At 43.3% G+C, this 24,674-nt stretch carries 19 protein-coding genes; 6 read left to right on the forward strand and 13 right to left on the reverse strand.

Going from position 1 to position 24,674, the window contains the following annotated elements:
• Positions 1–371 precede the first annotated feature (371 nt).
• The 4 genes from FSB76_RS05120 (at position 372) to FSB76_RS05135 (ending at position 11,501) form a co-directional block, all read left to right on the forward strand.
• Entirely contained in the window at positions 372–4,496 is a 4,125-nt protein-coding gene (locus FSB76_RS05120; protein ID WP_147052505.1) for a T9SS type A sorting domain-containing protein, read from the forward strand.
• Between the two features lie 14 nt (positions 4,497–4,510).
• Positions 4,511–4,738, forward strand: coding sequence for a hypothetical protein (locus tag FSB76_RS05125; protein WP_147052506.1), 228 nt, complete (start codon positions 4,511–4,513; stop codon positions 4,736–4,738).
• Between the two features lie 455 nt (positions 4,739–5,193).
• On the forward strand, positions 5,194–11,265 hold the full coding sequence (locus FSB76_RS05130; RefSeq protein ID WP_147052507.1) for a LamG-like jellyroll fold domain-containing protein: 6,072 nt from the start codon (positions 5,194–5,196) through the stop codon (positions 11,263–11,265).
• A gap of 14 nt (positions 11,266–11,279) precedes the next feature.
• Positions 11,280–11,501 carry a hypothetical protein gene (locus FSB76_RS05135; RefSeq protein WP_147052508.1) on the forward strand — a complete coding sequence of 74 codons (222 nt, stop codon included), beginning with the start codon at positions 11,280–11,282 and terminating at the stop codon, positions 11,499–11,501.
• A gap of 52 nt (positions 11,502–11,553) precedes the next feature.
• Here the strand turns inward: FSB76_RS05135 and FSB76_RS05140 are convergent, their stop codons facing one another.
• The 6 genes from FSB76_RS05140 to FSB76_RS05165 form a co-directional block, all read right to left on the reverse strand.
• Positions 11,554–12,210 (reverse strand): DUF4136 domain-containing protein, encoded by a 657-nt coding sequence (locus FSB76_RS05140; RefSeq protein WP_147052509.1) that lies wholly within the window; start codon positions 12,208–12,210, stop codon positions 11,554–11,556.
• Positions 12,211–12,272: 62 nt separating this feature from the next.
• Entirely contained in the window at positions 12,273–12,842 is a 570-nt protein-coding gene (locus tag FSB76_RS05145; RefSeq protein ID WP_147052510.1) for a Maf family protein, read from the reverse strand.
• A 99-nt stretch (positions 12,843–12,941) separates the two neighbouring features.
• Complete coding sequence (locus tag FSB76_RS05150; RefSeq protein ID WP_147052511.1) at positions 12,942–13,463, reverse strand: KdsC family phosphatase; 522 nt, start codon at positions 13,461–13,463, stop codon at positions 12,942–12,944.
• 112 nt (positions 13,464–13,575) lie between these two features.
• Positions 13,576–13,818, reverse strand: a complete 243-nt coding sequence (iscX, locus tag FSB76_RS05155; RefSeq protein ID WP_090648366.1) for a Fe-S cluster assembly protein IscX — start codon at positions 13,816–13,818, stop codon at positions 13,576–13,578.
• A 120-nt stretch (positions 13,819–13,938) separates the two neighbouring features.
• Entirely contained in the window at positions 13,939–14,271 is a 333-nt protein-coding gene (locus tag FSB76_RS05160) for a 2Fe-2S iron-sulfur cluster-binding protein (protein WP_090648362.1), read from the reverse strand.
• A 19-nt stretch (positions 14,272–14,290) separates the two neighbouring features.
• Entirely contained in the window at positions 14,291–15,073 is a 783-nt protein-coding gene (locus tag FSB76_RS05165; protein ID WP_147052512.1) for a Rossmann-like and DUF2520 domain-containing protein, read from the reverse strand.
• Between the two features lie 82 nt (positions 15,074–15,155).
• Between FSB76_RS05165 and FSB76_RS05170 the strand changes: the two genes are divergently transcribed.
• The gene (locus FSB76_RS05170; RefSeq protein WP_147052513.1) at positions 15,156–16,082 is read left to right on the forward strand and encodes an alpha/beta fold hydrolase; all 927 of its coding nucleotides are present in this window, start codon (positions 15,156–15,158) and stop codon (positions 16,080–16,082) included.
• Between the two features lie 128 nt (positions 16,083–16,210).
• Here FSB76_RS05170 and FSB76_RS05175 read toward each other — a convergent pair whose 3' ends face one another.
• Positions 16,211–17,737, reverse strand: coding sequence for a family 43 glycosylhydrolase (locus tag FSB76_RS05175; RefSeq protein ID WP_147052514.1), 1,527 nt, complete (start codon positions 17,735–17,737; stop codon positions 16,211–16,213).
• A gap of 383 nt (positions 17,738–18,120) precedes the next feature.
• On the opposite strand from FSB76_RS05175, the gene FSB76_RS05180 reads away from it, so the two are divergent.
• Positions 18,121–18,804, forward strand: coding sequence for a hypothetical protein (locus FSB76_RS05180; RefSeq protein ID WP_147052515.1), 684 nt, complete (start codon positions 18,121–18,123; stop codon positions 18,802–18,804).
• 60 nt (positions 18,805–18,864) lie between these two features.
• Here FSB76_RS05180 and FSB76_RS05185 read toward each other — a convergent pair whose 3' ends face one another.
• The 6 genes from FSB76_RS05185 to FSB76_RS05210 all read right to left on the reverse strand — a co-directional run bounded on the left by FSB76_RS05185 (position 18,865) and on the right by FSB76_RS05210 (position 24,584).
• On the reverse strand, positions 18,865–19,578 hold the full coding sequence (locus tag FSB76_RS05185) for a phytanoyl-CoA dioxygenase family protein (RefSeq protein ID WP_147052516.1): 714 nt from the start codon (positions 19,576–19,578) through the stop codon (positions 18,865–18,867).
• A gap of 12 nt (positions 19,579–19,590) precedes the next feature.
• The gene (gene ccsA / locus FSB76_RS05190) at positions 19,591–22,053 is read right to left on the reverse strand and encodes a cytochrome c biogenesis protein CcsA (RefSeq protein ID WP_147052517.1); all 2,463 of its coding nucleotides are present in this window, start codon (positions 22,051–22,053) and stop codon (positions 19,591–19,593) included.
• Between the two features lie 10 nt (positions 22,054–22,063).
• Positions 22,064–22,474 (reverse strand): cytochrome c maturation protein CcmE domain-containing protein, encoded by a 411-nt coding sequence (locus FSB76_RS05195; RefSeq protein ID WP_147052518.1) that lies wholly within the window; start codon positions 22,472–22,474, stop codon positions 22,064–22,066.
• 268 nt (positions 22,475–22,742) lie between these two features.
• The gene (locus FSB76_RS05200; protein WP_147052519.1) at positions 22,743–23,255 is read right to left on the reverse strand and encodes a hypothetical protein; all 513 of its coding nucleotides are present in this window, start codon (positions 23,253–23,255) and stop codon (positions 22,743–22,745) included.
• 6 nt (positions 23,256–23,261) lie between these two features.
• The gene (locus FSB76_RS05205; protein ID WP_147052520.1) at positions 23,262–23,885 is read right to left on the reverse strand and encodes a hypothetical protein; all 624 of its coding nucleotides are present in this window, start codon (positions 23,883–23,885) and stop codon (positions 23,262–23,264) included.
• A 189-nt stretch (positions 23,886–24,074) separates the two neighbouring features.
• Complete coding sequence (locus FSB76_RS05210) at positions 24,075–24,584, reverse strand: hypothetical protein (protein ID WP_147052521.1); 510 nt, start codon at positions 24,582–24,584, stop codon at positions 24,075–24,077.
• Positions 24,585–24,674: the final 90 nt, after the last annotated feature.

The following is a 24,674-nucleotide window of genomic DNA, read 5'->3' on the forward strand; positions in this document are numbered from 1 at the left end:
ACTTTAACTAATCCCGATTAATTTAACCCGGCATAATTATTTCATTTTTGAATTACAATGGCAATTGTTGCAGGTGGCTGTATTTTATTGCAGCCGGTTTAAACGGAGAAAATTACCGTTAATACAACAAGAAATTGCTTCGCTGCAAAATTTTAACCTGGCCATATCATGCAAAAAATCTCTGCAGGCAGCCGTTTTTGCTCAATTTTTCTTTTCAAGCAATTTTTAAACACACAATAAAAACTGTAAGGAAACTTTCTTTTTTTTTATTTGCGTAAATGTTTTGTTTACAATAAGTTTAGGTATTTTTATCGTAATAAAACCTATCTGTGTACGCATATAAACCTTATTTAATTAATTTCTGGTTGAAAATGAGATTGCTTTTTTGCCTTTTGTTTTTTGTAATGACGTTTGATATTACAAATGCTAATGCAGCCACGTACACATGGGCAGGCGGATCTACCGGCAATTGGACAACAGCAAGCAATTGGTCTGGCGGAACATTTGGCACCTATCCCGGGCTTTTAGGCACTTCGGATATTGCCATAATCAATACCGACGTAACGATAACAATTACCTACGGAGATTTTATCCAATCGATAAATACGCTCACGGCCAGCAATACCAGGACCGTTAATATAAATTTTGTTACCTTTTTTTTCAATCCAACTTTAACGGTTAGTTCTGCAATTAACGTTGGAACCGGAACCACCACAGGCTCTCTTAACTTTACCGGGAACGGATCTGTAGCCGGCACGGCCAATATAGTTGTTAATAAAGGCACCACTTTCAGCACCACTTCCACCGTTTCTACAACTGCGGGCTCAATGGATCTTAGCGGAACGGGTACATTTAACGGTGTTTTGACACTTAACGGCCAACTTAATGTTAACAACACGGCAACTGCGGTGTTTACCACCAACGCCACTGGTAATACAATAACATCCGGCGGGGTTCAGGTACACTCCAATAACACTTTAACGTGGGGTGGCACAGGCAGCACAACCGTATCGTCAAGTTCGCAATTGTATACGCAGAGCACCAATGGCTCGCAGTCTACGCTTACTGTTTCATCGGGTAACACTGTAAACTTCACTGCTAACTTAACGGTAAGTTCAAGCAATCCGTACACAGCATTTTTGGTAAATAACGGTATATTAAAATTTACCAATTGCAGTATCAATACCCAGGATCCGGGTAGCTCGGCTATTACGGCAATTACTAACAACAGTACCGGGCAAATTACTTTGCAGGGGGCATCATCTTCAATCTCCCTGGCAGCCCGTATTAACCTCCTAAACGCCGGTACAATTATAGCAAACTCTTGTACTTCGGCTATAGGCACTTCCAACCCTGGCGGCTTTATTACAAACAGTGGCACCTTAACTTTAAATACAGCTACATTATCATTAGTGGGTGGCACCGGAACTTTTACCAACTCCGGAACTTTTAATTTAAATACAACATCCAATTTTAATACCGGTAACCCTACTACTTTTACAAACAGTTCAACGGGCATCGTCAATATGAGTGCATCCACTGCAACCTTCGCCGGAGGAACAACTATTTCAAATGCAGGCGACTGGAATATAAATAGCTCATCAACTATTAATACAGGTAACCCCAATCACATCACCAATACAGGCTCTATAGATCTTTCGGCATCCACCTTTAATTTTACGGGTGGTGCTGATATTACCAATTCAGGGTCTATTACGGGGATATCATCATCAAATTTCAATTTAACCGGAAGCCCATCATTTATCAACAATACTACTTCAGGCAGCAGTTTCTCGCTAAACGCATCAACAGCAACTATCGGGGCCGGGGCTTATTTAACTAATGCCGGCACAATTACAACGTCTAACACATCGTTTGTAACCATGACAGGCAACCCCACTAATATTAACAACAACACCGGCAGTACCTTTAATGCCACATCTACAAAGTTTACCCTGGTTGCCGGATCGAGTATTACCAATACCGGTGCTGCTTTTAATGCCACATCTTGCACTATAGCGCAAACCGGCAATCCAAGTAACATTACCAACCAATATAGTAGCACAACTACCGGCACCAATGGTACCATGACCTTTAACAATACGCAATGCACATTTGATGGCAGCATTATATTAACTAACTACGGTACTTTTACAGCAAATAACGGTTCAACGTTAAATATATCCAGCCTTAGTTCAAGCGGTACTATCAATAATTACGGTACCTTTTATGCAGGAACTTCCGGCTCATCATGTATCGTTACGTTAAATGGCAGCCAACCTAAAATTACGAATGATATTAGCGGTACTCTTGTTGGTAAGTTTTATGTGGGTTCTACTTCAATTATTTACCCCACATCTACTACTAATGGGGTTATTACCAATACCAATAACGGTGTTAGCAATGTTTACCCCACATTTACACTTCAATCCGATGCAAATGGTTCGGCATCCATAGGCACTATAGGCTCAAGCACCGTATTTACCGGCTTGTTTAATGTGGAACGTTTTTTAACAGGTGGCGGCCTTTCAACCAATCGCGGATACAGGCTGCTTTCGTCGCCTGTTAATCAATCGCAGTCCACTTCGAGTACATCAAATACAGTTGGATTAGATTATCTTAATAGCCACGTATACCGTAATGCTACCTACGCTGGTGCATTTACAGCCGGCCCGGGCACCTCGCCTGCAAATGGTTTTAGTTTTAGCAATACCAATCCAACTATTTATGTGTATCGCGAAAACCTAAATAATAATAATTCCCTTTTTACATCAGGCAAAAATGTTGCAGTAACAAAAATCACCACAACCAATACCACAAGCGCATCGGGTACAACCAGCACTATCGATCTTACCAATACCCAAACAGGGGCGTCGCCGGGCCAGTCATTACCGGTAGCCAACGGGTTCCTGATGTATTTTGTAGGACCAAGCAGCCGCTCCGATGGATCAACCTCAACACCTCCCGCTGATGCCACCTTAACTGCCGGGGGTTACATTAACCAGGGGGATATAACTGTTAATTTGTGGTACAGCCCTAACGGCGGAGTAGGAAAGCTTGGCAATACGGCCCCGTCATCTCCGGGCTATAACATGGTAGGCAACCCTTACCCCTGCACCATAAACCTGGCCACAGTTTTATCTGACAATAACAGCAGTACCGGCATTGATAACATTTACCTTTTATCGGCCAAAAATAGCCCAAACCAGGTTTATACTGCTTACACCGCATCCGGCACATCGGCCCCGCTGGGCACCGGGGGCCGCGGTTACGCTGCAAGCGGCGAAGGATTCATGGTGCACGTAAAGTCATCAGCGGGAACTGCAGGTTCGCTTACGTTTAAAGAAAGCGAAAAAGCACCGCTCATTCAGCTCACAGGAACTTCGTCCATTTTATCGGCACCACAAAGGCCAATTCTTACTATCAATGATATTAATACCAGCAGAAGTTTTAATGAACTATTTCCGGTCAGCGGAAACCCAACTATCCAATCTATACAGGATGGGTTAACCGGTTTTTTCATGAAAATGGAAAAAGACAGTTCAGTTTATGACTATTGCGGTATCTATTTCAATGATCAATGGGATGCCAAATTCCATGACGGTGATGCTCTTGATCTTGATGGAGCCGGCCCGAGGGTTTATATGTCGAGTTATTCGTCAGATGGTATACGATCGGCAGTTAAACACTTTCCCGATTATAAAAAGGGTGCGCTTATAAAGCTTTATGCCGATGGCAAAGCCGATGGTTTATATAATTTAAAAATTGAAGGCATTCAAAATATTGATACCGTAAATTACAAAATAACCCTGCTTGATCATTTTAAGAAAGACTCGTTAGATATCGGCCGTTACAAATCCTACGCTTTCAACATTTTAAAAAGCGATACCAATACTTTTGGCGCCAACCGGTTTGCGCTATCCATCAGGCAATTACCCACATCAGCCTATCAATTGGCAAGTTTTACCGCTCAAAAAGCTACAGACGGCATTTTACTTACCTGGCGTGCTTATAATGAGGGCAGTAATTACTTCTTCACACTTGAAAAACAAGAGGAAAACGGCACCAATTACTCGCCAATTTATCAGTTGCAAAGCAATGGCGGCACAATTTATAAGTATACGGATAAAACACCAAACTCGGGCAATAACATTTACCGCTTAAAACAGGTTGATTTATTTGGTAACATCACTTATTCGGCCCCTGTTAATATTTACTACGACAAAAGTGGTAATGCCAATATGTTTACCCTTTATCCCAACCCCACTGCCGAAACTATTAATGTAAACGTAACCTTCGGCAAAACATCATCAGCAACAACCGGAAGCTATAAATTAAACATTTATGATGCGACAGGAACATTGGTGACACAAAGATCATCAGCTAACAGTAGCTGGTGCGAAAACGTTTCGCAGTTTAAACCAGGTGTTTATATTGTTGAATTAACAGAAAATGGCGGAAATTCGTTGGGAAAAGCTAAGTTTGTAAAAAAATAATAATAGAAATATTGATGAAGATTTGTAAGAGTGGGTTAAAATACGTTTATAGTTTATTAGCTACGTTTCTTTTCATAACAGCACCTGTAATTGGCCACGCCCAGGGCGAGTTGCCTTGTAACGACGCCGATCCTTTTAATTCAGCATGTCCCCTTGATACCTGGATAATGGCGCTTGTAATTATAGCTGGTGTATACGCTGCGGTATATTTGCACCGCAAACAAAAAGCATTTCAATCTTAAATACTTTTTTACCAAACGCCGGTTTTATATCTGGCTTTTGATATCATAATTTCTGTGTGCCCCAAAAGGCGCATCCGCATTTCAGCACCCTGCCTGTTGACTTTCCGGGGCATTGCACGCTCAAAAAAATGTTTACGGTGCTAATCCGCGTGTTTTTGATTTTACGCCCGGACAGCAAACAATCAATAATCATCTTGCTTTGAAAAAGGAAGTTAAATTTCTTTTAAAAAACATGGCCGGGTATACCTGTGTTTTATACTGATCTTCAACCGATTACAATTCTGATAAATACCTGTAAGTACAGAAAACAAAGTCGGGATAAATAGCATTCTACTTTCTCGATATTTTTTTAGGAAATACAAAACAAAGTCAACTTCATTATCGTAAAAAAACACAGATTTTCTTAAAGGAAAAACCTCCCAGAGATGTTCTAAGTTAATTTTACCCCCAATAAGTTGAAACGTTTATACATCTTTTTAATAGTCCTGACATTGCCGGCAATACAACTCCTGGCACAAACCGCGCCAGGCATTACTTATTCGCCCTCAACAAATGTTTACACTGTAGGCACCACAATTACAACACTTTCTCCCACAACTTCGGGCGGGGCGGTATCCCCTGCTAATTACGGTGCTGTTTCTACATTTGTAAGTGCAAACAGTGCCTACAGCGTTTTCATTGATGGTTCAAATAATGTTTTTACTACCGATTTTAACAATGGCTATGTATATAAATATAACTCAGCCGGTACAAATACCCTTTTTATTAATACGCCATACTTTCAAACATCAGAGGTAGCGGTAGATGGATCAGGTAACATATATGTTTCTTGTTATTTAAACAATGTTGTTTTAAAATATAGTTCAACAGGAACGTTATTGAATACAATAACCGGTTTCAGTAGCCCTTTGGGAATTGCGTTTGATGCATCAAATAATGCATATGTGGCCGATAGTGGTTCGGGTAAAATCATTAAAATTGCCGCAGGTACAGCTGCAACAAGCACCTTTTTATCTGGTTTCACATCAGCATATGGAATAATTATCGACGCATCTGGTAACACATACGTTTCGCAGCAAACGCAAAACAATGTAATTAAAGTTGCCAACGGATCAACCACCAAAACCACATTTGCAACCGGCTTTAACGGTCCGAGGCATTTAGGTGAAGATGCGTATGGCAATATATACGTGGCCGATTACGGCAACAATGCCATCAAACGCATTAGCAGTACCGGTACCGTTACCAGTATACTATCAACAGGGTTAAACAGCCCCCGTCAGGCAGCATTCGACTCCAATGGTAACCTGTTTGAGGCCGACTATGGCACCAATACGATAAAAGAATCGTTAGCTACCAGCTATTCTATCAGCGCCACTTTGCCCGCAGGTTTGAGTTTCAGTACAACAACAGGCCAAATTACCGGCACCCCCACAGCCACATCAGCTTCAACCAACTATACTATTACAGCCTACAATACAGGTGGCAGCGGCAGTACAGTGGTAAATATAACGGTAAATTCAGGCCCCCCGTCGGTTACCAACGGCTCAGCTTGTGGTGCTGGTGCGGTCACCTTAACTGCATCTGGCGGGTTCCCGTCGGGCGGAACTTATAACTGGTATGCGGCATCCTCCGGCGGCACAGCTTTACAGAGTACCACATCTGCCACGTACACGCCCACTATTGTAACCACAAAAACATTTTATGTTTCATATACCACCGGTGGCATAGAAACGTCGCGCACGCCCGTAACAGCAACTATTTATCCTGAAGTTTCATCGCCTTACAGCGGGGCTATGCTATCTTATCCGTTTGAAGGCAATGCCAATGACGTATCTGGTAACAGCAACAACGGAACTTTACAGGCAAGCCCAACCCTCACAACAGACAGGTATGGCGCTGCCAATACGGCTTATAACTTTAACGGCAGTACACAGTACGTTTCAACCGCAAAATCATACGTAAATCCATCTACGTTCACTATTAGCTTATGGTTTAACACCACAGTTCCTGGTGGAAGGTTATTTGGCTTTGGCGCGAATGCCACAGGCTTAAATTTCCAATATGACCGCCATATTTACATGAATAGTGCCGGGCAGCTATATTTTGGGATATGGGTAGGCAGTTATGCTACCATAAATACAACTACAAGTTATAGCGATGGCAACTGGCACCATGTTATTGTGACTGTTGGTTCAAGCGGATCGTTTTTATATGTAGATGGCAGCTTGCAAGCTTCTGATGCTACGATGACTACGCCCGAAAACACTACCGGATACTGGCGTATTGGTTATGATAACCTCGGTATCTGGCCATCTGCACCGGCCAACCCTTATTTTACCGGTAAACTTGATGACATCGCTGTGTACAGTCGCGTGTTAACATCGGCAGAAATTACAGCATCTAATGACATTAATCAAATAGGCGCCTATGCACCGGTTTGCGCAGGTAGTGCACTTACCATTTACGCCCCTACCATCACCGGGGCTACTTACACCTGGACAGATCCTTCAGGCGCTACAAAAACCGGCCAAAACCCAACATTTGCCAGTGCCGTAGCCGGCACCTATTCGCTCACCGTAACCGGTGGGCCCGGTGGCTGCAGTTCGACAGCCACATATACACCAACCTTACTTACCGCGGTATCATCGGCATTTACAGCTACTTCGCCAGTGTTTGGTTCCGGGACATCCACCATTACCTATACGGGTACCGACCCCGCAACGTCAACTTTCACCTGGGATTTTGGCGGCGGCACACCGGCAACCGGAACAGGAAGCGGCCCTTTTTCGGTTACCTGGAGTACTACCGGCACCAAAACTATTACGCTAACGGTAACCAATACCGCAGGCTGCAGCTCAACATCAACGCAAACCGTTGTTTACAGTGCCGCACTGGCCGGCTATGGTTTCAGCAAGCCAATTGTGTTAAACACATCATCAATTACAGGTGGCATATCATCAACCCTTACAAATTTCCCCGCGCTGGTTTATATACAGGATGATGCGCTAAAAACAGGCAATGCCTGTGGCGATAAAGTGCAATTCCCCAGTGGCAACGGCGGTGGGCTTGCGGCAGGTACAAACTACGATTTTGCTTTTACGCTTGCAGGCAGCACTACCGAATTGAATTACCAGATTGACACCTACGATCAGGTTAACGGAATATTGTTAGCCTGGGTAAGAATAACCTCCTTAACATCAACAAATACCAGCCTTACATTTTACTTTGGGTCGGCTACCCCTACCCACACCGCGGCGTTTGCCACATCCACATGGTCAAGCGATTACCTGGCAGTTTACCATTTTAGCGAAGGATCTGCCACGGCTACCGTATTGGATGCAACAAGCAATGGGCGAAACCTAACCCAATCAAATACAACCATAAGCAACGATGAGATTCACGTAGCAGCCGGCATACCGGTTGTTGGCGGAGGCTATAGTTTTAATGGTACAAGCAGTAAAATCATTCAAAGCGCCGGCACAAATCCCGACATTACCGGCAAATTCACACTATCGGCATGGGTGTTATATAACGGAACAAATACAAGCGACAACAAGATAATATCCGACGAGTTGAACTATGGCCATGGCTACAAAATAAGCGTTAAATCGGGAAAAATTGAAACAGAAACACGAACAACGGCCAATCCCGTGCCCGGCAATCTTTTGCAAACCGGCGCTGTATCGTCGGGAACGTGGACTTATATTCAGGGCGAGTTTGATGGCACCAAGTTTATAAATTTTGTTAACGGAACGGCTTCGGCTACCACAGTAACCGGGTATGCCCCTGAAGCCGGTAACGTAATTTCATTAGGGGTTGATTACCTTAGTACTACCAGTGCGACCAATTTTTACAACGGTTATATGGATGAAGTGCGCATCTCAAACGTTGCAAAATCGGCCGATTGGATAAAAGCGGAATATTACAATCAATCAAATCCTACAACTTTTACAAATTACAGTGGTTCTGTTTCTGCTTATCCAACCAACGCTTCGGCACTCACTGGTGCCCTTGTATATACATGGACAGGTACCGCCAGTACCGACCCAACCGCAGCAACTAACTGGGACATAGGCCAGGCACCCGTATTTAACAGCAAAACATCTTTTGTGGTTCCGGTTGTAGCTACAGGTAATTACCCGGCTTTAACTGCCGATGAGGGGATTTATGGCCTTACCATTGCCAATGGCGCATCGCTTAATTTAAATGGTCATATTTTGAGTGTTGGATGTAATATTTACAACAATACAACCACCGGCGGCACAGGGATACTTAACGCGAGCAATATGGCATCGTCAATTAACTGGAACGGATCGCTGGCGGCACAATCCTATACCGGCACCAATAATACCAACACCGCCGTGTTGGGCAACATGACGGTAAATAACTCGGCATCGGGCACAATTACAATCAAAAGCGGGCCGGTAGATGTATACAATTTGTTAACCATGACACAGGGCAACCTGGTTATTGACAATGCCAGCAATGGATTATTGACATTAAAAAGTACGGCTTCGCAATCGGCAGCTGTTGCCGTGATTCCGGCGGCCTGCAAAATCACTGGCCAGGTTGCGGTAGAACGTTTTTTAACCGGGGGTAACTCTTTATCAAACAGGGGCTACCGGGTATTATCGTCGCCTGTTAATCAAACAAGTGCCACCATAGCATCAACCAACACTTTTGCTATGAATTATATGGGCAGCCACACTTACAACGGTGTTACCTATGCAGGCGCTATGACTGCCGGATTGAATGGCAGTACAAATGGCTTTACCATTTCAAACGCCAACCCAACCATCTATTTGTACAAAGAACCGCTTAAAATTGATAATAAAACCTTTACATCGGGTAAGCACATTGGTGTTAATAATATTTACACATCCGGAGGCAACAGTGTGATTGACCTTACCGACGGCACTACTACAAAAGCGGTACCTATCGGCAATGGCTTTATCATGTACTTTGTAGGCCCAAGCAGCCGTACAAGCGGCTCCACATCCATAACACCGGCAGATGCAACCATGAGCGCGACAGGTTATCTAAATCAGCAGGGCTTTACTGTAAACTTATGGTATACACCTGCCGGCGGCGCAAACAAATTATCAAATTCAGCAACGGCGTTACCGGGTTATAACCTGGTGGGCAACCCTTATGCATCAACAATTGATTTAAGTAAAGTATTGGCCGACAACGCTTCAGCAGCTACCGGGATAGATAATATTTATATCCTATCGGCCAAAAACAGCCCTAATCAAACTTATACTGTGTACACAGCTGCGGGCACCTCGGCACCTACCGGAACCGGCGGCCAGGGCTACGCGTTAAGCGGCGAAGGTTTTATGGTACATGTTAAAAGTTCGGCCGGCAATAACGGCGTACTAACGTTCAGTGAATCGGAAAAAGCGCCTTCGGTTCAGCTTACAGGAACTTCCCTTATTATGGCCGGGCCGCAAAAACCGGTCTTAGCAAGCAATGGCGGCCTAAATATGGGCTTAAGCTTTAATGCCCTCAGCCCCAACAGCGTACAGCGAGACAGCCTTACCGGCCTGTACATGAAAATGGAAAAGGACAGCCTTACCTATGATTATTGCGGTATTTACTTTGGTCAAAAGTGGGGAGCAAACTTCCAGGATGGCGACGCACGGGATCTTGACGGGGCCGGACCACAGGTTTACATGTCCAGTTTATCGGCAGATGGGATCCGGTCGGCAGTGAAACACTTCCCTGACTACCGGAAAGGGTTAAAAATTAAGCTGTATGCCGATGGTAAAACCAATGGTATGTATACTTTAAGAATGGAAGGCATCCGCAATATTGACACCAATAACTATAAGATAACATTGCTTGATCATTTTAAAAAGGATTCTACCGATATCGGCCGCTACAAGTCATACGCTTTCAATGTGCTAAAAAGCGATACCAATACCTTTGGCGCCAACCGCTTCGAGCTTTCCATCCAGCAGCTTCCGGGCGCCAGATACCAGTTGGCAACATTTACTGCTCAAAAGGCCACAGATGGCGTACTGGTAACCTGGAGAACGTACAACGAGGGCTCAAACTATTTCTTCACGCTGGAAAAACAACAAAGTAACGGAACCGACTTTTCGCCGGTTTATCAAACACAAAGTGATGGCGGCACCATTTATAAATACACCGATAAAACACCAAATACCGGTAATAATGTGTACCGTTTAAAACAGGTAGACCTGTTTGGCAATATTACCTATTCGGCACCGGTTAGTGTTTATTACGATAATAGCGGCAATGCAAGCCTGTTTAGCTTGTACCCCAACCCTACTGTAGAAAAGATTAATGTTAATGTAACCTACGGAAAAACAAATACAGCGGCATCAACCTATAAATTAACTATTTATGATGTTACAGGTATGATGGTGTTGCAAAAAACGGCCGATAGCAGTGCTTTTAGCGAGAATGTTTCGCAATTTAAGCCGGGTGTTTACGTAGTTGAGCTAAAAGATAAAGGCGGCAATTCATTAGGAAAAGCCAAGTTCATGAAAAAATAATATAATTAAAACTGATGAAGATTTGTGCGCACAGGCTGAATACCAAAACGGTAACTACCCTACTTTTATTAACAATACCCCTTATTAGCAATGCCCAGGGCGAATTGCCATGCAATGATGCCGACCCATTTAACTCGGCCTGCCCGTTGGATACCTGGGTGGTTGTATTGGTTATTGCAACCGGCATTTTTGCCGTTATGCATTTGCGCCGTAAACAAAAATCCCTTCGGGCTTAAGACCCAAAGGGATTTTTTAATTTATTGCTTGCAGGTGAAATAAATTTTTGTGTCAGGCTTTTTTGGTATCTAAAACAACCGGTGCGTGGCCGGTGTAATTAAGGTTAAGTTGCTGTAAAATACCGCTAACCACCTTTGGTAATTCTTTTAAAGTTGTTTTGGGGTTGTGTAATTCGCCAACGCCAAAGCCGCGCCACACCAGTTGCCTGGTATTACGGTCGATAATATCGATGATCAAAGTACCCTCTTTATACGGCACACGGGCAACAACGCCGCCGCCGTAGTAAGGATATCCCCAACCGTAGCCAAAGCCACCGTAGCCGTAAAACGGACGGTATCCCCAGCCAAAACCACCCCAGCCCCAGCCAGAGTAAAGCGTACCGTAATAAGCGGGGTAAAATTCATTTTTTACGCCCCTACCTGTTACTGTTGAATAGCTTACCAGCAAATCCGGATCGGTTTCCTGTAGTTTTAGCCCTTTGGCTGTTAATGCCTCGATGGTAGTTTCTTTAACCTTCTCGTCGGCAATTTCCTTTTTTACTACGCCACCTGCCTTGTTTGGCTGCGCATCGGGCGGCAACCAGGCAAAAGTACGGTAGGCAGTAAGATTTGTTTTGTTTTTTGCTGCGGTGTAATAGTTGTAACTGCTGCAAGCAGACAGGGCAGATACCAGCAACAATACCAGTCCTGTGTTAATAATTGTTTTCATGACAAAATGCTCCCTTATATTTACTGTTAGACAATGGAGAAACGAAAGGTTTAATTTAAATATTATTTATTTAAATTAACTAACTGCGCGTACAATTTCTCGGTAGGTAAACCCACTACATTGGTGTAAGAGCCGCTTATCTTTTCGATACCGATAAGCCCAATCCGCTCCTGTATGCCGTATGAGCCGGCTTTATCAAGCGGGTTATATTGAGCAACATAGCTGCTTATTTCATCCAAAGTAAGCTTTCGGAAAAACACTTCAGATACATCAAAAAACACATTGTATTTATGCTTATACAGCAGGCAAACGCCGGTAATAACTTTGTGAACCTTGCCCGATAGCATTTGCAGCATCTCCACAGCATGCGCCGGGGTTTCGGGCTTGCCTAAAATTAATCCATCAACACAAACAATGGTATCGGCGGTTAGCATCACTTCGTCCCCTACAGTTTCGTCAAAGGCTTCGGCTTTTTTACGGGCTATATAAACGGCAACCTCCTGCGGCGTTAAACCTTCTGGGTAACTTTCATCCACATCCTTCAGCACCACTTCAAATTCCATATCCATCAAACGCAAAAGCTCCTGCCTGCGCGGCGATTTTGATGCAAGAATGATTTTGGGAATATTCATTTTGGATGAAGGATTTATGGATAACATGACTTGTATATGAAGTACTTTCAGACAAAGGATAGAAGACTTTTGACTTTTAATTTTGACTTTTGACTTAAGTTACCAGCTATAAGCCTCTTCGCTCATCCACCTGTCCTGTACTTTAAGCACTTTTTCAATAATGTCTCGGGCACAGCCTTTACCACCGCCATATGGCGATACGTAGGCGCTTACGGCTTTTATTTCTTCAACCGCATCGGCAGGGCAAACGGGTAGGCCGGCAAGTTTCATTACCTCCAAATCGGGGATATCATCGCCCATGTATAATACATTGGTAGCTATAATAGCTTTCTCTTCCAGGTAAATTTTGAAGCGCTGCGATTTGGTATGCGTACCCATATAAACATCATTAATACCCAGGCTGTTTAAGCGGTAAATGGCGCTTTTTGAACGACTGCCCGATATGGCGCAAACATTATACCCGCATTTTACAGCAAGCTGCAAAGCATAACCATCTTTAATATTAAAGGCACGGCTTTGCTCACCGCTATCCGTCACAAAAACAGAGCCATCGGTAAGCACACCGTCAACATCAAAAATAAACGTGGTTATATCTTTTAATTTATTCAGGAACGATTCCATCTATTATGATTACACTGATTTAGGTGATTACACCGATTAGATTGATTGTTGAATTGTAAACTGATTACTGATAAAAACATATAACCACTCACAACTCTCTACTCACAACTCTTTATTGGTTATCCCGCCATTCATATACCCAGGCCGATTGAATTTGTTCCAGGTGGCCCTCATTTGATTCTTCGCGTTTACCGGCAAAATTAGGCAGGCTTAATACCCACTCCAGCAACTCGGTAAAGCGAATGCGGTATATTTTCGATTCGCCAAAATCATCGCCAAACTTTTCGTAAAGCTCCATGGCAATGTCTTCGTAATCGTTCCAGTGAATGGGTAAGGCAAATTTATTATCGCTCATCTTTAGTTGGTTGTACGTAATACGTTTTACGTGGTACGTTTTTTAATCTGGTTATAATTTAAAAGCAGGCTACGTACAACGTATAACGTCCCACGTAAAACCTCCCAAACTGCAAAGTCCTTAGTGCCCCATAAATGCCGATTGATCAGGAATGGTAACTTCTATATCACCATCAATGATCACACACTGGCATCCCAGGCGCGATGTTATACGCGGGTTTACAGCCCTGTCTATAAAATCTTCTTCTTTGTCAGATATTTCCTGGATGTTATCCATCCCTTTGTTTACGTAAACATGGCAGGTGCTGCATCCGCAAACGCCACCGCAATTGTGCTGTAGTTCAATGCCGTTCTCCAGGCATACGTCCAAAACAGATTCTCCCTCGGCTATTGGCAGCTCAACGGTGTCGTGCCCCTTTTCCTCGAAATTTATCTTTACTTTAAAAATGTTCATTTAGGCAAAAGTAACAAAATTACTTATCCTCATGCTCACCATTGTTGTTTTTGATAATACCCTGACTTAATAACGTGTACATTGCCTGCAAATGCGGTTGCCCTTCAAGCATTTGCAGGTGCGCGGCCATAGTAGTTTGGTCGTTACGTACCGCGGGGCCGGTTTGCACACTGGCCGGGAGTTGCTGTTGTACCTTTTGGGCCGTCTCTAAAATCAAGGGTCTCAGCAAATTAAAGTCAATATCGTAGCCCGCAAGCAGTTGCCGGGCCACACCATATAAATAATTGGGGAAATTACAGGCAAATACCGCCGCAAGGTGCAATATTTTGCGGCCGGCCGAGTTAATGCTATAAATGCTGTTGCTAACTGCGGCCGCAAGTTCCTTAATATCAGCATATATACTATCATTTGCGGCTTCAATACACAAGGGAACGGTTAAAAAATCAACTTCGCGGGTTTTGCTAAACGTTTGCAGGGGATAAAGCACACCTGCATTGTTAGTATAGTCCAATAAAACATCAAGGCTGGTTGAGCCTGATGTATGTACTATTAATTTTTGATGTACAGCTAACGCTTCGGCAATTTGGGCAATAGCATCGTCCTTTACCGAAATAATAAAAATATCGGTTTCGGAACTGATCTCATTAAGCTGGTTTGTGGCGGCAGCGCCAACATGGTAAGCCAACAGGGCGGCATTGTGCATATTAGGACTATAAACCTGTACAATGCGGTGGCCGGCATTTTTAAATGCCGCTGCCATATGGGTTGCTACGTTACCCGATCCGATAAATGTTAAGCGCATATAAATTTTACATTTAATGTAAAAATCGGTTAACTACCGATTAAATATTTGTGTATTTTAGTAATCATCATCCTAATACCTCATGAAAATACTCAAAGCAAGCATAATAATTATAATATTCCTGGTCGGTGCGGCTACTTTAATACTATATGGTTTTTATAAATATAATAATAAAGAGAAAAAAATACTAACCAATACCGAACGTAAAAACATTGCCGGCAGTTTTATTAAATTAAGCCAGGGCGTTACTCATTACGAGTTAAAAGGCCCCGAAAATGGCGAAGTTATTGTACTTGTACACGGCTTCAGCGTGCCATATTATATATGGGATGGCACTTATGAATATCTTATTAGCAAAGGCTATAAAGTATTACGATATGACACCTACGGCAGGGGCTATTCTGACAGGCCCGAGGTTACTTATAATAAAGAACTTTACACCAATCAGCTGCTGGAACTGATAAGCCAGCTAAAGTTACAGGCCGGCAAAGTAAACCTTGCAGGCGTATCATTCGGCGGTAAAATTGTAACCGACTTCACCTGCCAGCATCCTGATATAGTGAACAAAGTTATACTTATTGACCCGGTATACGAACAGCAACGGCCAAAAGCGCCTAAATATTTGGCTATGTATAACGAAGCTGTAAACTCCGACGAGCGGGCAGCCGGGCAGGTTACCGACTTTAAGTATCCTAAACAGCATCCCGGCTGGAAAAAGCTTTACCTGCCACAAATGCAATACAAGGGCTTCAGAAATGCCCTGGTTTCAACCCTTTACGATTACGAAAAACAAGGCCGTGAAAGCTACGTTTGCCTCAATGGTGCCAATAAACAGGTATTGCTTATATGGGGCAAAGATGATAAAACCGTACCCTTCGTTTACAGCGATACCATACGCAGCATTTTGAAAGTAAACTTTTTCCCGGTAACAGATGCGGCGCATTTGCCTTTTTTAGAAAAACCCGATTTGGTAAACCCCAAAATTGTCTCGTTTTTAAAACAGGGGTAAGGATTGTTGAGCACAGATGCAATAGGTTTGATATTACAAGACCCGCGATGGCGGTAAGATATAAAATTAAAAGGCCGGCTTCAATATTGAAAACCGGTCTTTTAATTTTTATCATTGAAGCATAATCGTTACGGCACTATGCTCCACAATTCAGCATCGTACTGGTTTTCGTACCATTGCTCCAGCTTGGTGCCGGGGGTGGTGTTGCTATTGGGCACGTTGAGTGCCAGTAAACTGCGGCGGCTGATGATCTTGAAATAGCCGCTACCCATATCCTGCACCCTCCACTCCTGCGCATTGCCGCCTACATCGTTCCATTCTATCAAAATATTACCTGCGCTTAACGAGTTGCCGGCATCATCCAAACACAAATTACTTGCAGCCGATTTGATTTTATAATAACCATTACCCAAACTGGTAAACACCCATTTTTGCGCTATGTTGCCGTTGTCTGTCCACTCCTGTAATTGTGTGCCTGGTGTAGTTGAACCACTTGGCACATCCAGGCATTGCCCCGTAACTTTTGATTTAATGCGATAGGTACCATTGGCTATGGGCATGCTATAGCTGGTGCCAATGGAGGGTGCAGGGATAGGTATCCCTTTTTCGATAGGGTAACCCAAAAAGGGTACATCGCCATCCCACGCAAATTGCTGGGTCATGATTCTCCTGTCCCAGCCCGAGCCATCGGCATTGGCGGCGTGGTACACTATCCACCACTGGATATTATCGGGCGATTTAACAAACGAAGCGTGCCCCGGACCAAATACGTTACCAAATTTGGCAAATGCCGGGGTTGATTGCTTTGTCCACGATGCTTTCGACATTAAGTTGCCGTTGGTACAGGTAAGGCGGCCAAGGCAATAATCGTTAGTCCAGCTGCCGCTGGCCGAATAGATAACGCTGACCGTTGTGCCGCTTACCAGTGTTTCCGGGCCTTCGTTTACGGTTGGCGTGCCAACCTTTTCCCACGCATAATCGGGCCGCGATATCTCTACCCTTTGGCTGTTGATGGTATAAGGATTGCTCATGGTAGCTATATACAGGTATTGCGATACATTGGTAGTACCCTCCCAGCCCGACCATATAAAATAAGTTACCCCGTTATACACAAACGGCGAGCCGTCAATTGCCCAGTTATCGGTAGTGGCCGCCAGTTTGGCTTTGTAGTTGTACCCGCCGTTTAACGGGTCGTTGGCATCAATACCGCCCTCCAGCACATGCATGCGGTGGTTGTTATTATTACCATCATCGGCGGCAAAGTATACATACCAACGCCCGCCCAGGAAATGTAGCTCGGGTGCCCACAAATCGCTTGAATAGCTGGTGCCCGCCGGTGGTGTAAAAATATAGGTTTTGGACTGCTGCAGGATGCTTTGCAGTGCAGATGATTTGGCTATCCAAAGCCGGCCACCGTCCGATCCGCAGTAATAGTAATAGCTGCCAACTCGTATCACCCATGGATCATAATAGCTGCCGTTATCAATGGATGGCAGCGCATTGGTAAAAATGGCCGACAGGCTGTTGGTTTTGGATTTCGACGATTGGCTTGAATCGGCAGCAGCGCCAGTTTTTAATGTGGCTTTCGTTTTTTGACAACTGTTAAATAGTAACATCGACGCGATGGCCGATAAGATCAAAAACTTGTTTTTCATATTATATATTATTGGTTAGCATTCATGTACCTCCGCTTTGCATCATAACATGGCGTATCCAAATCACCGTTTTACATGCACCCCAAACCATCCCGCCCTTATTTTATAAAGCAGCGGAAATGGCAGGCACCCGCTTTGTAAAACAAATTCGGATTTAAATTAGTAAGATGTTAAGCAATAGTTATTGTTTATAAATTGGTGCTTATCAGCGCACTTGATGGTTTGCTTAATAAGCAAGCAAATAACTTTATTTATAGGGAAACAATTGAGTATCAACGTATCAATAGTTAGTTAAATCGTATCAATTTTACTTGTTTTAAAAACTTTCTGCTTTTTACTAACTTGAGCCAATGAAACCTATATTGTCACTGTGCCTTTTTGTATTGCTGAGTTTTAGCTGTTTTGCAAACACTGCTCCTTTAAAAGACACGACCTATACTATTGTACAAGCAAGAAGAATGGCTAAAAAACGTATAACGATAACCAGGGAAACGATTAAAGGCTATCAGCCGGGCTTTGATAATTGCGTATTTACCAACCAATATACTGCAGCTAACAGGCTAAAGAAATACCCATATTCCGTGGCGACTAAAATAATGTTAGTATCATATTACGGTGGCGGACAACCAAATAAGGATATTAAAATCGACTCGCCTTTCATTGCTCCCATACCATCAACTCATGAGCAGTACAAACACTACATGGGCTTAGTTATAAAGAATAAGAAATTGGATTACTCGACCCTGATAGAAACGAAAGCTTTAAACCATAAACAGGTTGAAGAACTTACCAACATTATTTTCAATTATGAATATGCCGGTATGAAAAACTACACAGTTACAGGTTTTGCAGCGTGTTTTGAGCCAAGAAATTCCATTTTGTTTTTTGATGAAAACGGGGAAATTTTTGACCATCTCGACATTTGTTTCCACTGTAATAATTATGAATCGGCTTCAAAAAAGTTAAGTATAGGAACAGCATGCGTTCAAAAATTCGACATGCTTGCCCGTTTTTTTATAAAAGCAGGAATTAGATATGGGGCAGATAACAAAGTACCGTTAGATTAATTACAAGAGCAAAGCAATCCGCCCGAGCAAAGGCGTTTGCCACGGCAGGGCAACGTCGATTTAAACTGAAAGCCACTCCGCCCAGTTCAATCCACCATCCAGCTCAGCGCGGCTAAATTCAATATGCACCACCTTCCTTTTTTTATTATTGGTAGTACGGTTTGATGCATGGAGCAGCAAGGGGCGCATAACCATTACGCCGCCTGCATTTACATTGCAGGTCGTTTCAGTTTCCAGGGCCCAGTTGATGGTTTCGGGGCGATACACGCCTTTTTGATGCGATCCGGGTACAACCTTCAGCGCACCGTTGTCGCCGTTGGTATCGTCGAGATGAATGCGGATGGTGAAGTTATTTTGCAGTATGTTTAAAGGCGGCTGTACGCCAAACTGGTTTTGTTTTACCGTCCAGGGGCCGTAGCCGGGAGTATCGGTCCTCTTATCAACCACAATGGTTAAATCCTGGTGCCAGGCTACAAACCAGTTGCTTAGTTCGGGTTTATCAAAGTAAATGGATTTGGTAACAAAGTATCCTTCACCGAATAGCTCCCGGATGAGTTCCCTTAGCTTCGGGTTAAAAATTAAAGGAACCGCCTGCGGCAGTTCCTTTAAAAATTGCCTGATGGCAAACAAATCGTCGGTTTTACGGAAGGCGGGGTTCGACTGGTCGACCGCTTCAATTGCAGCTATAATGATGTTAACCTCTGCCCGTGTGTAAATATCATTTACAATGGTAAAACCATCATTTAAAATATTGTCCTGTTGTGTTACTACCACAGCCGGCCTGGTTTAAACCGTTTTTAACTCCCGTTTACGGCGTAGTATCGACATAAAGAAACCAATCACCATAATGATAGTACCCGCCCAAAAGAAATTGATAAAAGGAAACTGGATGGCCTTCATTACCACGAATTTCTTCTTGCTTTCGGGCTGCTGATACACCACAATCTCTACCGTTTTGTGCTCGGGTATCACCTTGCTGAAACGCAGTTTTAAACCGGCATCATCAACCTTGCGGGCAAAATCAAATACGTTGCCGTTTTTGATCATGTAAACAGGGGTAGCGCTGTATTTATTACTGTTGGATACAATTTCAAGGTGTGCGCCAATGGCCACATCACTATCGCTAAGCGGGATGTTTTGCACTTTAGCTTCCTTGTTTAAACCCGTTAATACAATATAGCCATCGCGGTACCTGATGGTGTCGCCGGTTTTTACCTCGTGGCTCACCGGTGCATCGTAATTTTTATCGTCGTTATCAGCATCGTGAGCAGCTTCGGCGCTTTCGGTGCCTGCTTCGGTGGGCGTAATAGCGTTGGTTAGGGTAATATGTGTGTAGATATCGCTAAACAGGTAATGGCGTGTATCCGGCGAAGCCGACATGGTGCCTTTGCTTACCTGTACCTTAGGTTTCAATGTAAACTCCTCGGTAATTTTACCGTTGGCATCTATTTTCTTGTAGTTAATTTTAAACCAGTGATTGGGCGATGATATCGAGTCGCCGATGTAGGTAACCGTATAATCGCCCAGTTTTGTTGGCTGGTTGCGGTAAACAGTTACGTTTTCGCGCGGGTTTTCTTCTTTGGCAAATTCGGCATTATAAGCCTCGCCGGTGTTGTTTATAGATATTACTTTGCTGGTACCTGCCGAAATAAGCGCGCCTATCATCAACAAACCAAAACCAATATGTGCCACTGCCGAGCCGGCCAGCTTAAACTTGCCTTTGAAAGCATCGGCCAACACTTTGCCGTTAACCAATACCGAATAAACCGAACCCCACATGGCCAGCACAAACACAAAATTGAGCTTGTACACACCCGATGTATAAGCAATAAGCGCTGTAAGCGCGGCGGCGATAAGCAGGTACGAACCTGTTATTACAAAGAATTTGGTAACATCTGTTTTTTTGTACTTTAAAAACTGGCTGAAGCCGGTTACTAAAACGATAACAAATACAAACGATGACTGGATAACGTTATAATGCTTAATAATATCAGATGGCGGCGCCATTTTGGTATGGAAAATAGCATTCCAAACCGGTACCGAAGTAACCACCAGCAAATGGAAGCACGACAGCCCCATGAATACGGCACCAACAAACATCCAAAATTCGCGGCTGTAAGTATCTTCATCTTTTTTGGTGATAGGCAACTCTTTCCAGCGGGATACCAGTAACCATATAGTTATTCCCAGGAATATAAATATACTGATCACCAATTGCCAAAACATCCCCAGGTCGGTAAAGGAGTGTACCGATGTATCGCCCAAAATGCCGCTCCTGTTCAGGAACGATGAGTACCAGGTAAGCACGTTGCTTAACAGCACCAAAAATGTTGCTGTAAAATACGAATGGCCGGTATTTTTAAATACGATTAAAACGTGCAGCCCCGCTACAAGTACAATCCATGGGAAGATAGAGGCATTCTCTACAGGGTCCCAGGCCCAAAAGCCACCAAAGTTAAGTGACTCATACGCCCAGAAAGATCCCATAACCACACCGGTGCCCAATATCATACAGGCAAACAGGGCGTAAGGGATTGCAGGGGCTACCCACTCTTTATATTTCTTTTGCCAAAGCCCTGCCACAGCGTAAGCAAATGGCACTACCATTGATGCAAAGCCCAGGAACAAAGTTGGCGGGTGAATAATCATCCAGTAATTTTGAAGCGATGGCACCATGCCCTGCCCGTCTTTAATAAACTCCAGGTAATTGGGGTTCGAGAAAATAGGCGCTTCCATTGATTGCCTTAACAGCAAAAACGGCGAGCTGCCTATCCGCTGACCAAAAACTTCGACACCTAAAACCATAGCTGCCAATACCACCTGCGACATAGCCACAACCGTCATCACCGGGCGCTCCCATGATTTGGAGCGGAAGATAAGGAAGGTACCTAAAACAGCCTGCCAGAACAGCCAAAGCAAAAAGCCACCCTCCTGTCCGTTCCAAAAGGCCGAAAGGATATAGTAAATGGACAACGAGCGCGAGGTATAAGCCCAGGCGTAATGATATTCGAAATAATGTTTATAAATGAGTGTAAACAGGCATACGCCTATACCTATGATAGAAGCCAAGTTTACCAGGAAGCCGGCACGGCCCAGTTTTTGCCAAAGGCTGTTTTGCTTGCCGACATCGTCGGTAGTGGCAAAATAATAACTGATAAACGATAAAAGCGCGGCACCGAACGAAAGGACGATAAAGAACTGGCCTATCTGGCCCGGTAAAAGGTGTTCACCTTTAAATTGAATATCCATTAAAATGGGTTTATATGCTGGCCGACTTGGCCTTAACTTCTTTGGTTTCTAACTTATCCTGCGTGTATTTGGATGGGCATTTCATCAGGATACTGGATGCGTGAAACTCGCTGCCAACCATTTTACCCGTAAGCACCAATTGCTCGCTGCGCTCAAAATCTTCAGGCTTGGGGCCTTTCAGTATTACCTTGCGTTCCTCGCCATTATTATCTTTCGCGTAAAAAGAAAAGTAGTTGGCATCCTTAGTAGCATCGTAAAACAATTCCTTTGATTTATTAAGGTGCCCAACTATGTGCAGCTCGCTGCTGGTTTTTGTGGCATCGCCAAAAGAACCGTAAGTACTTGTGTTAGAATACACACTAATGATAACCGCTATAGCTATAGCTATAACAACAAGACCAAAAATTGAACTTTTTTTCATCTGCGGTTTATAAAATAAAAATCGTTTTGCAAAAATACAAAACCTACAGCTAATAATGTTTATTAAGGGTTGTTTGTGTTATTTAGAATCGTTCTTAAGAAGCAGCAAGAGTTAAGAATCAAGAGTCAAGACTTGGAAGGGTTAACGATCTTCTCTCCCCGATGACTATGTCCTCACAGGCATCTTCCCGATAAGCCATATGTTTACGGTACGAGTACGAATTGCGATCTGTGAGGACACAGATCGCGGGATAGACACAGAATAGGCCTTACTCTTTCACCAACTTCTTATCTCTTATCACATAATAACCAAACAATCCCTTGTTTACCCTGAGTACCCCGTATGACATGCTATCTATTTCGGCATCGGTTGAGGCTGGTATACTGCGCTCAAAATCACGGAACTTTATGATGGCATAGGGGCTACTACGCCGGTATTGGTGATGTTTTTCTATAATTATCTCCTTCAGCATCACAGTCTTTTTGTCGGCGAAGAGGCTATTCACCGAGAGCATTATTGTGGTAAAGATGCCCATCAGTGGTATAACCGGGGCGAAGTAATAACGGTAGTCTTTATTAAAGATAAAGGACACCACCAGGCCAAATATCAACCCGCCGCCAAGCGGCAGCTGGTAACCAATAAATGTATCGCGGTACAGGCTAAAGCTTTTAAAAAAAGCGAAAATTCCAACGCCGTAAAGCAACAGCAACCACCAGCCTTTTATGCGGGCAACGCGCTGCCGCTTCTTTCGCTCTGATATCCTTTGTTCGCGTTTATTCACAGTACGTTATTGTTTCATTTCGTCCTGGAGTTGCTTGTACAACGCTTCCAAATCTACTTTGAAATTATTAAGTCTTAAAGTTTTGGCAGCGTTTAATAAAAGATCGCTATTAGTTTCCAGGGTTTCGCCCTGAGTAACGGGATTATTTAAGTTTAACACATGAGCAAAGCAAAGGGTGCTTAAGTTTAGCTGTTGTAAAACCGATTTATTGTCGGGAGGCATATTATAGGTCCAAAACAAAAACAGTTTATTATTTATGGTTATCCATTTTTCGGTAACGCCGGAAATTTTCATCTTGACCTCCTTTTTTACGTAGTCAAGTTCGTAATCAGCGTAGCCAAGCAATTCGGCCTTTTGTCTGGCTAATGTTGTATCGGTTGTACTTAAAGCGCTGTTGGGTATCAAAATAAACTGTAAGGGCTTATTATCGACATTAATAAGATTAGGATTATCTGTTGGTACAATCTTTTTTGATACTACGTCAAATGTAATGGAATGCCTATCGCTGGTATAAACTACTTTGGCGCCTGATTTTGTTTCCATTAAAGCCGGAGTAAACTTTTCCGTGGTTTGTGCAAAAAGTTTACCGCTGCACAACAGCAGCAATAGTATTAAGGTTCGGGTTTGCATTGATGTTAATTTGGGGGCAAGATAAAAAAATGGGAAAATGTTTACAACTTAAGTTAATGCCAGTTAGGTAAGAGCGAACAGCTCACATTAGCGATAGTAGCGGATACCGACTAAGCGCCTAATGCCCTGTGCGCGTATAAGCGGATAGCGCGGGTCGCAGGCAATGCTATGATAACTTTACAGTATGTATTACTCTTTAGCCAGTTTACTTTGTTTGATAACGTAATAACCCAACAGCCCTTTATTAACCGTTAATATGAGATAGGACGAGCTATCCAGCTGCGACTCATCGTAAACAGGTATATTTTTTACAAGGCCCTGGTAATTGATAACCACATAAGCATCGGATTTACCTTGCTTATACTTTTTTTGAATAATGGGCTGTTTTAATGTTACCTCTGTATTGCTGGCGAATACATTGTTTATTATAAACGGGATATTGACCATTAAGGAGCATGCGCCCAATATCATGAAACGATAAAGGGGCTGTTTTTTCCTGATTGCCAGCAAAATTAACGCACCAGAAACTATGCCTCCTGTTACCAGCCATGTTGGATTGACAAGCGTGCGTTCAAGGCAGCTAAACATATAGCTAAACGAAATAAGAGCAAGAATAACAAGTAACACACGCGCCGAGGTAAAATAACCGTCGTCGGAAATTTCGGTTGTGCGGGGTTTGTTCGGTTTAGGCTTTAGCACCTCTTGTAATTTTATCCAATATTACTTAAAAAGAGGCAAATTTTAAATTCCGGCATTTACATTAAAGGGGGAAGGTTGCTAAACTAAAAA

Origin of the sequence: Mucilaginibacter ginsenosidivorax, from assembly GCF_007971525.1 — a bacterium.
Classification (GTDB): Bacteria; Bacteroidota; Bacteroidia; order Sphingobacteriales; family Sphingobacteriaceae; genus Mucilaginibacter; species Mucilaginibacter ginsenosidivorax.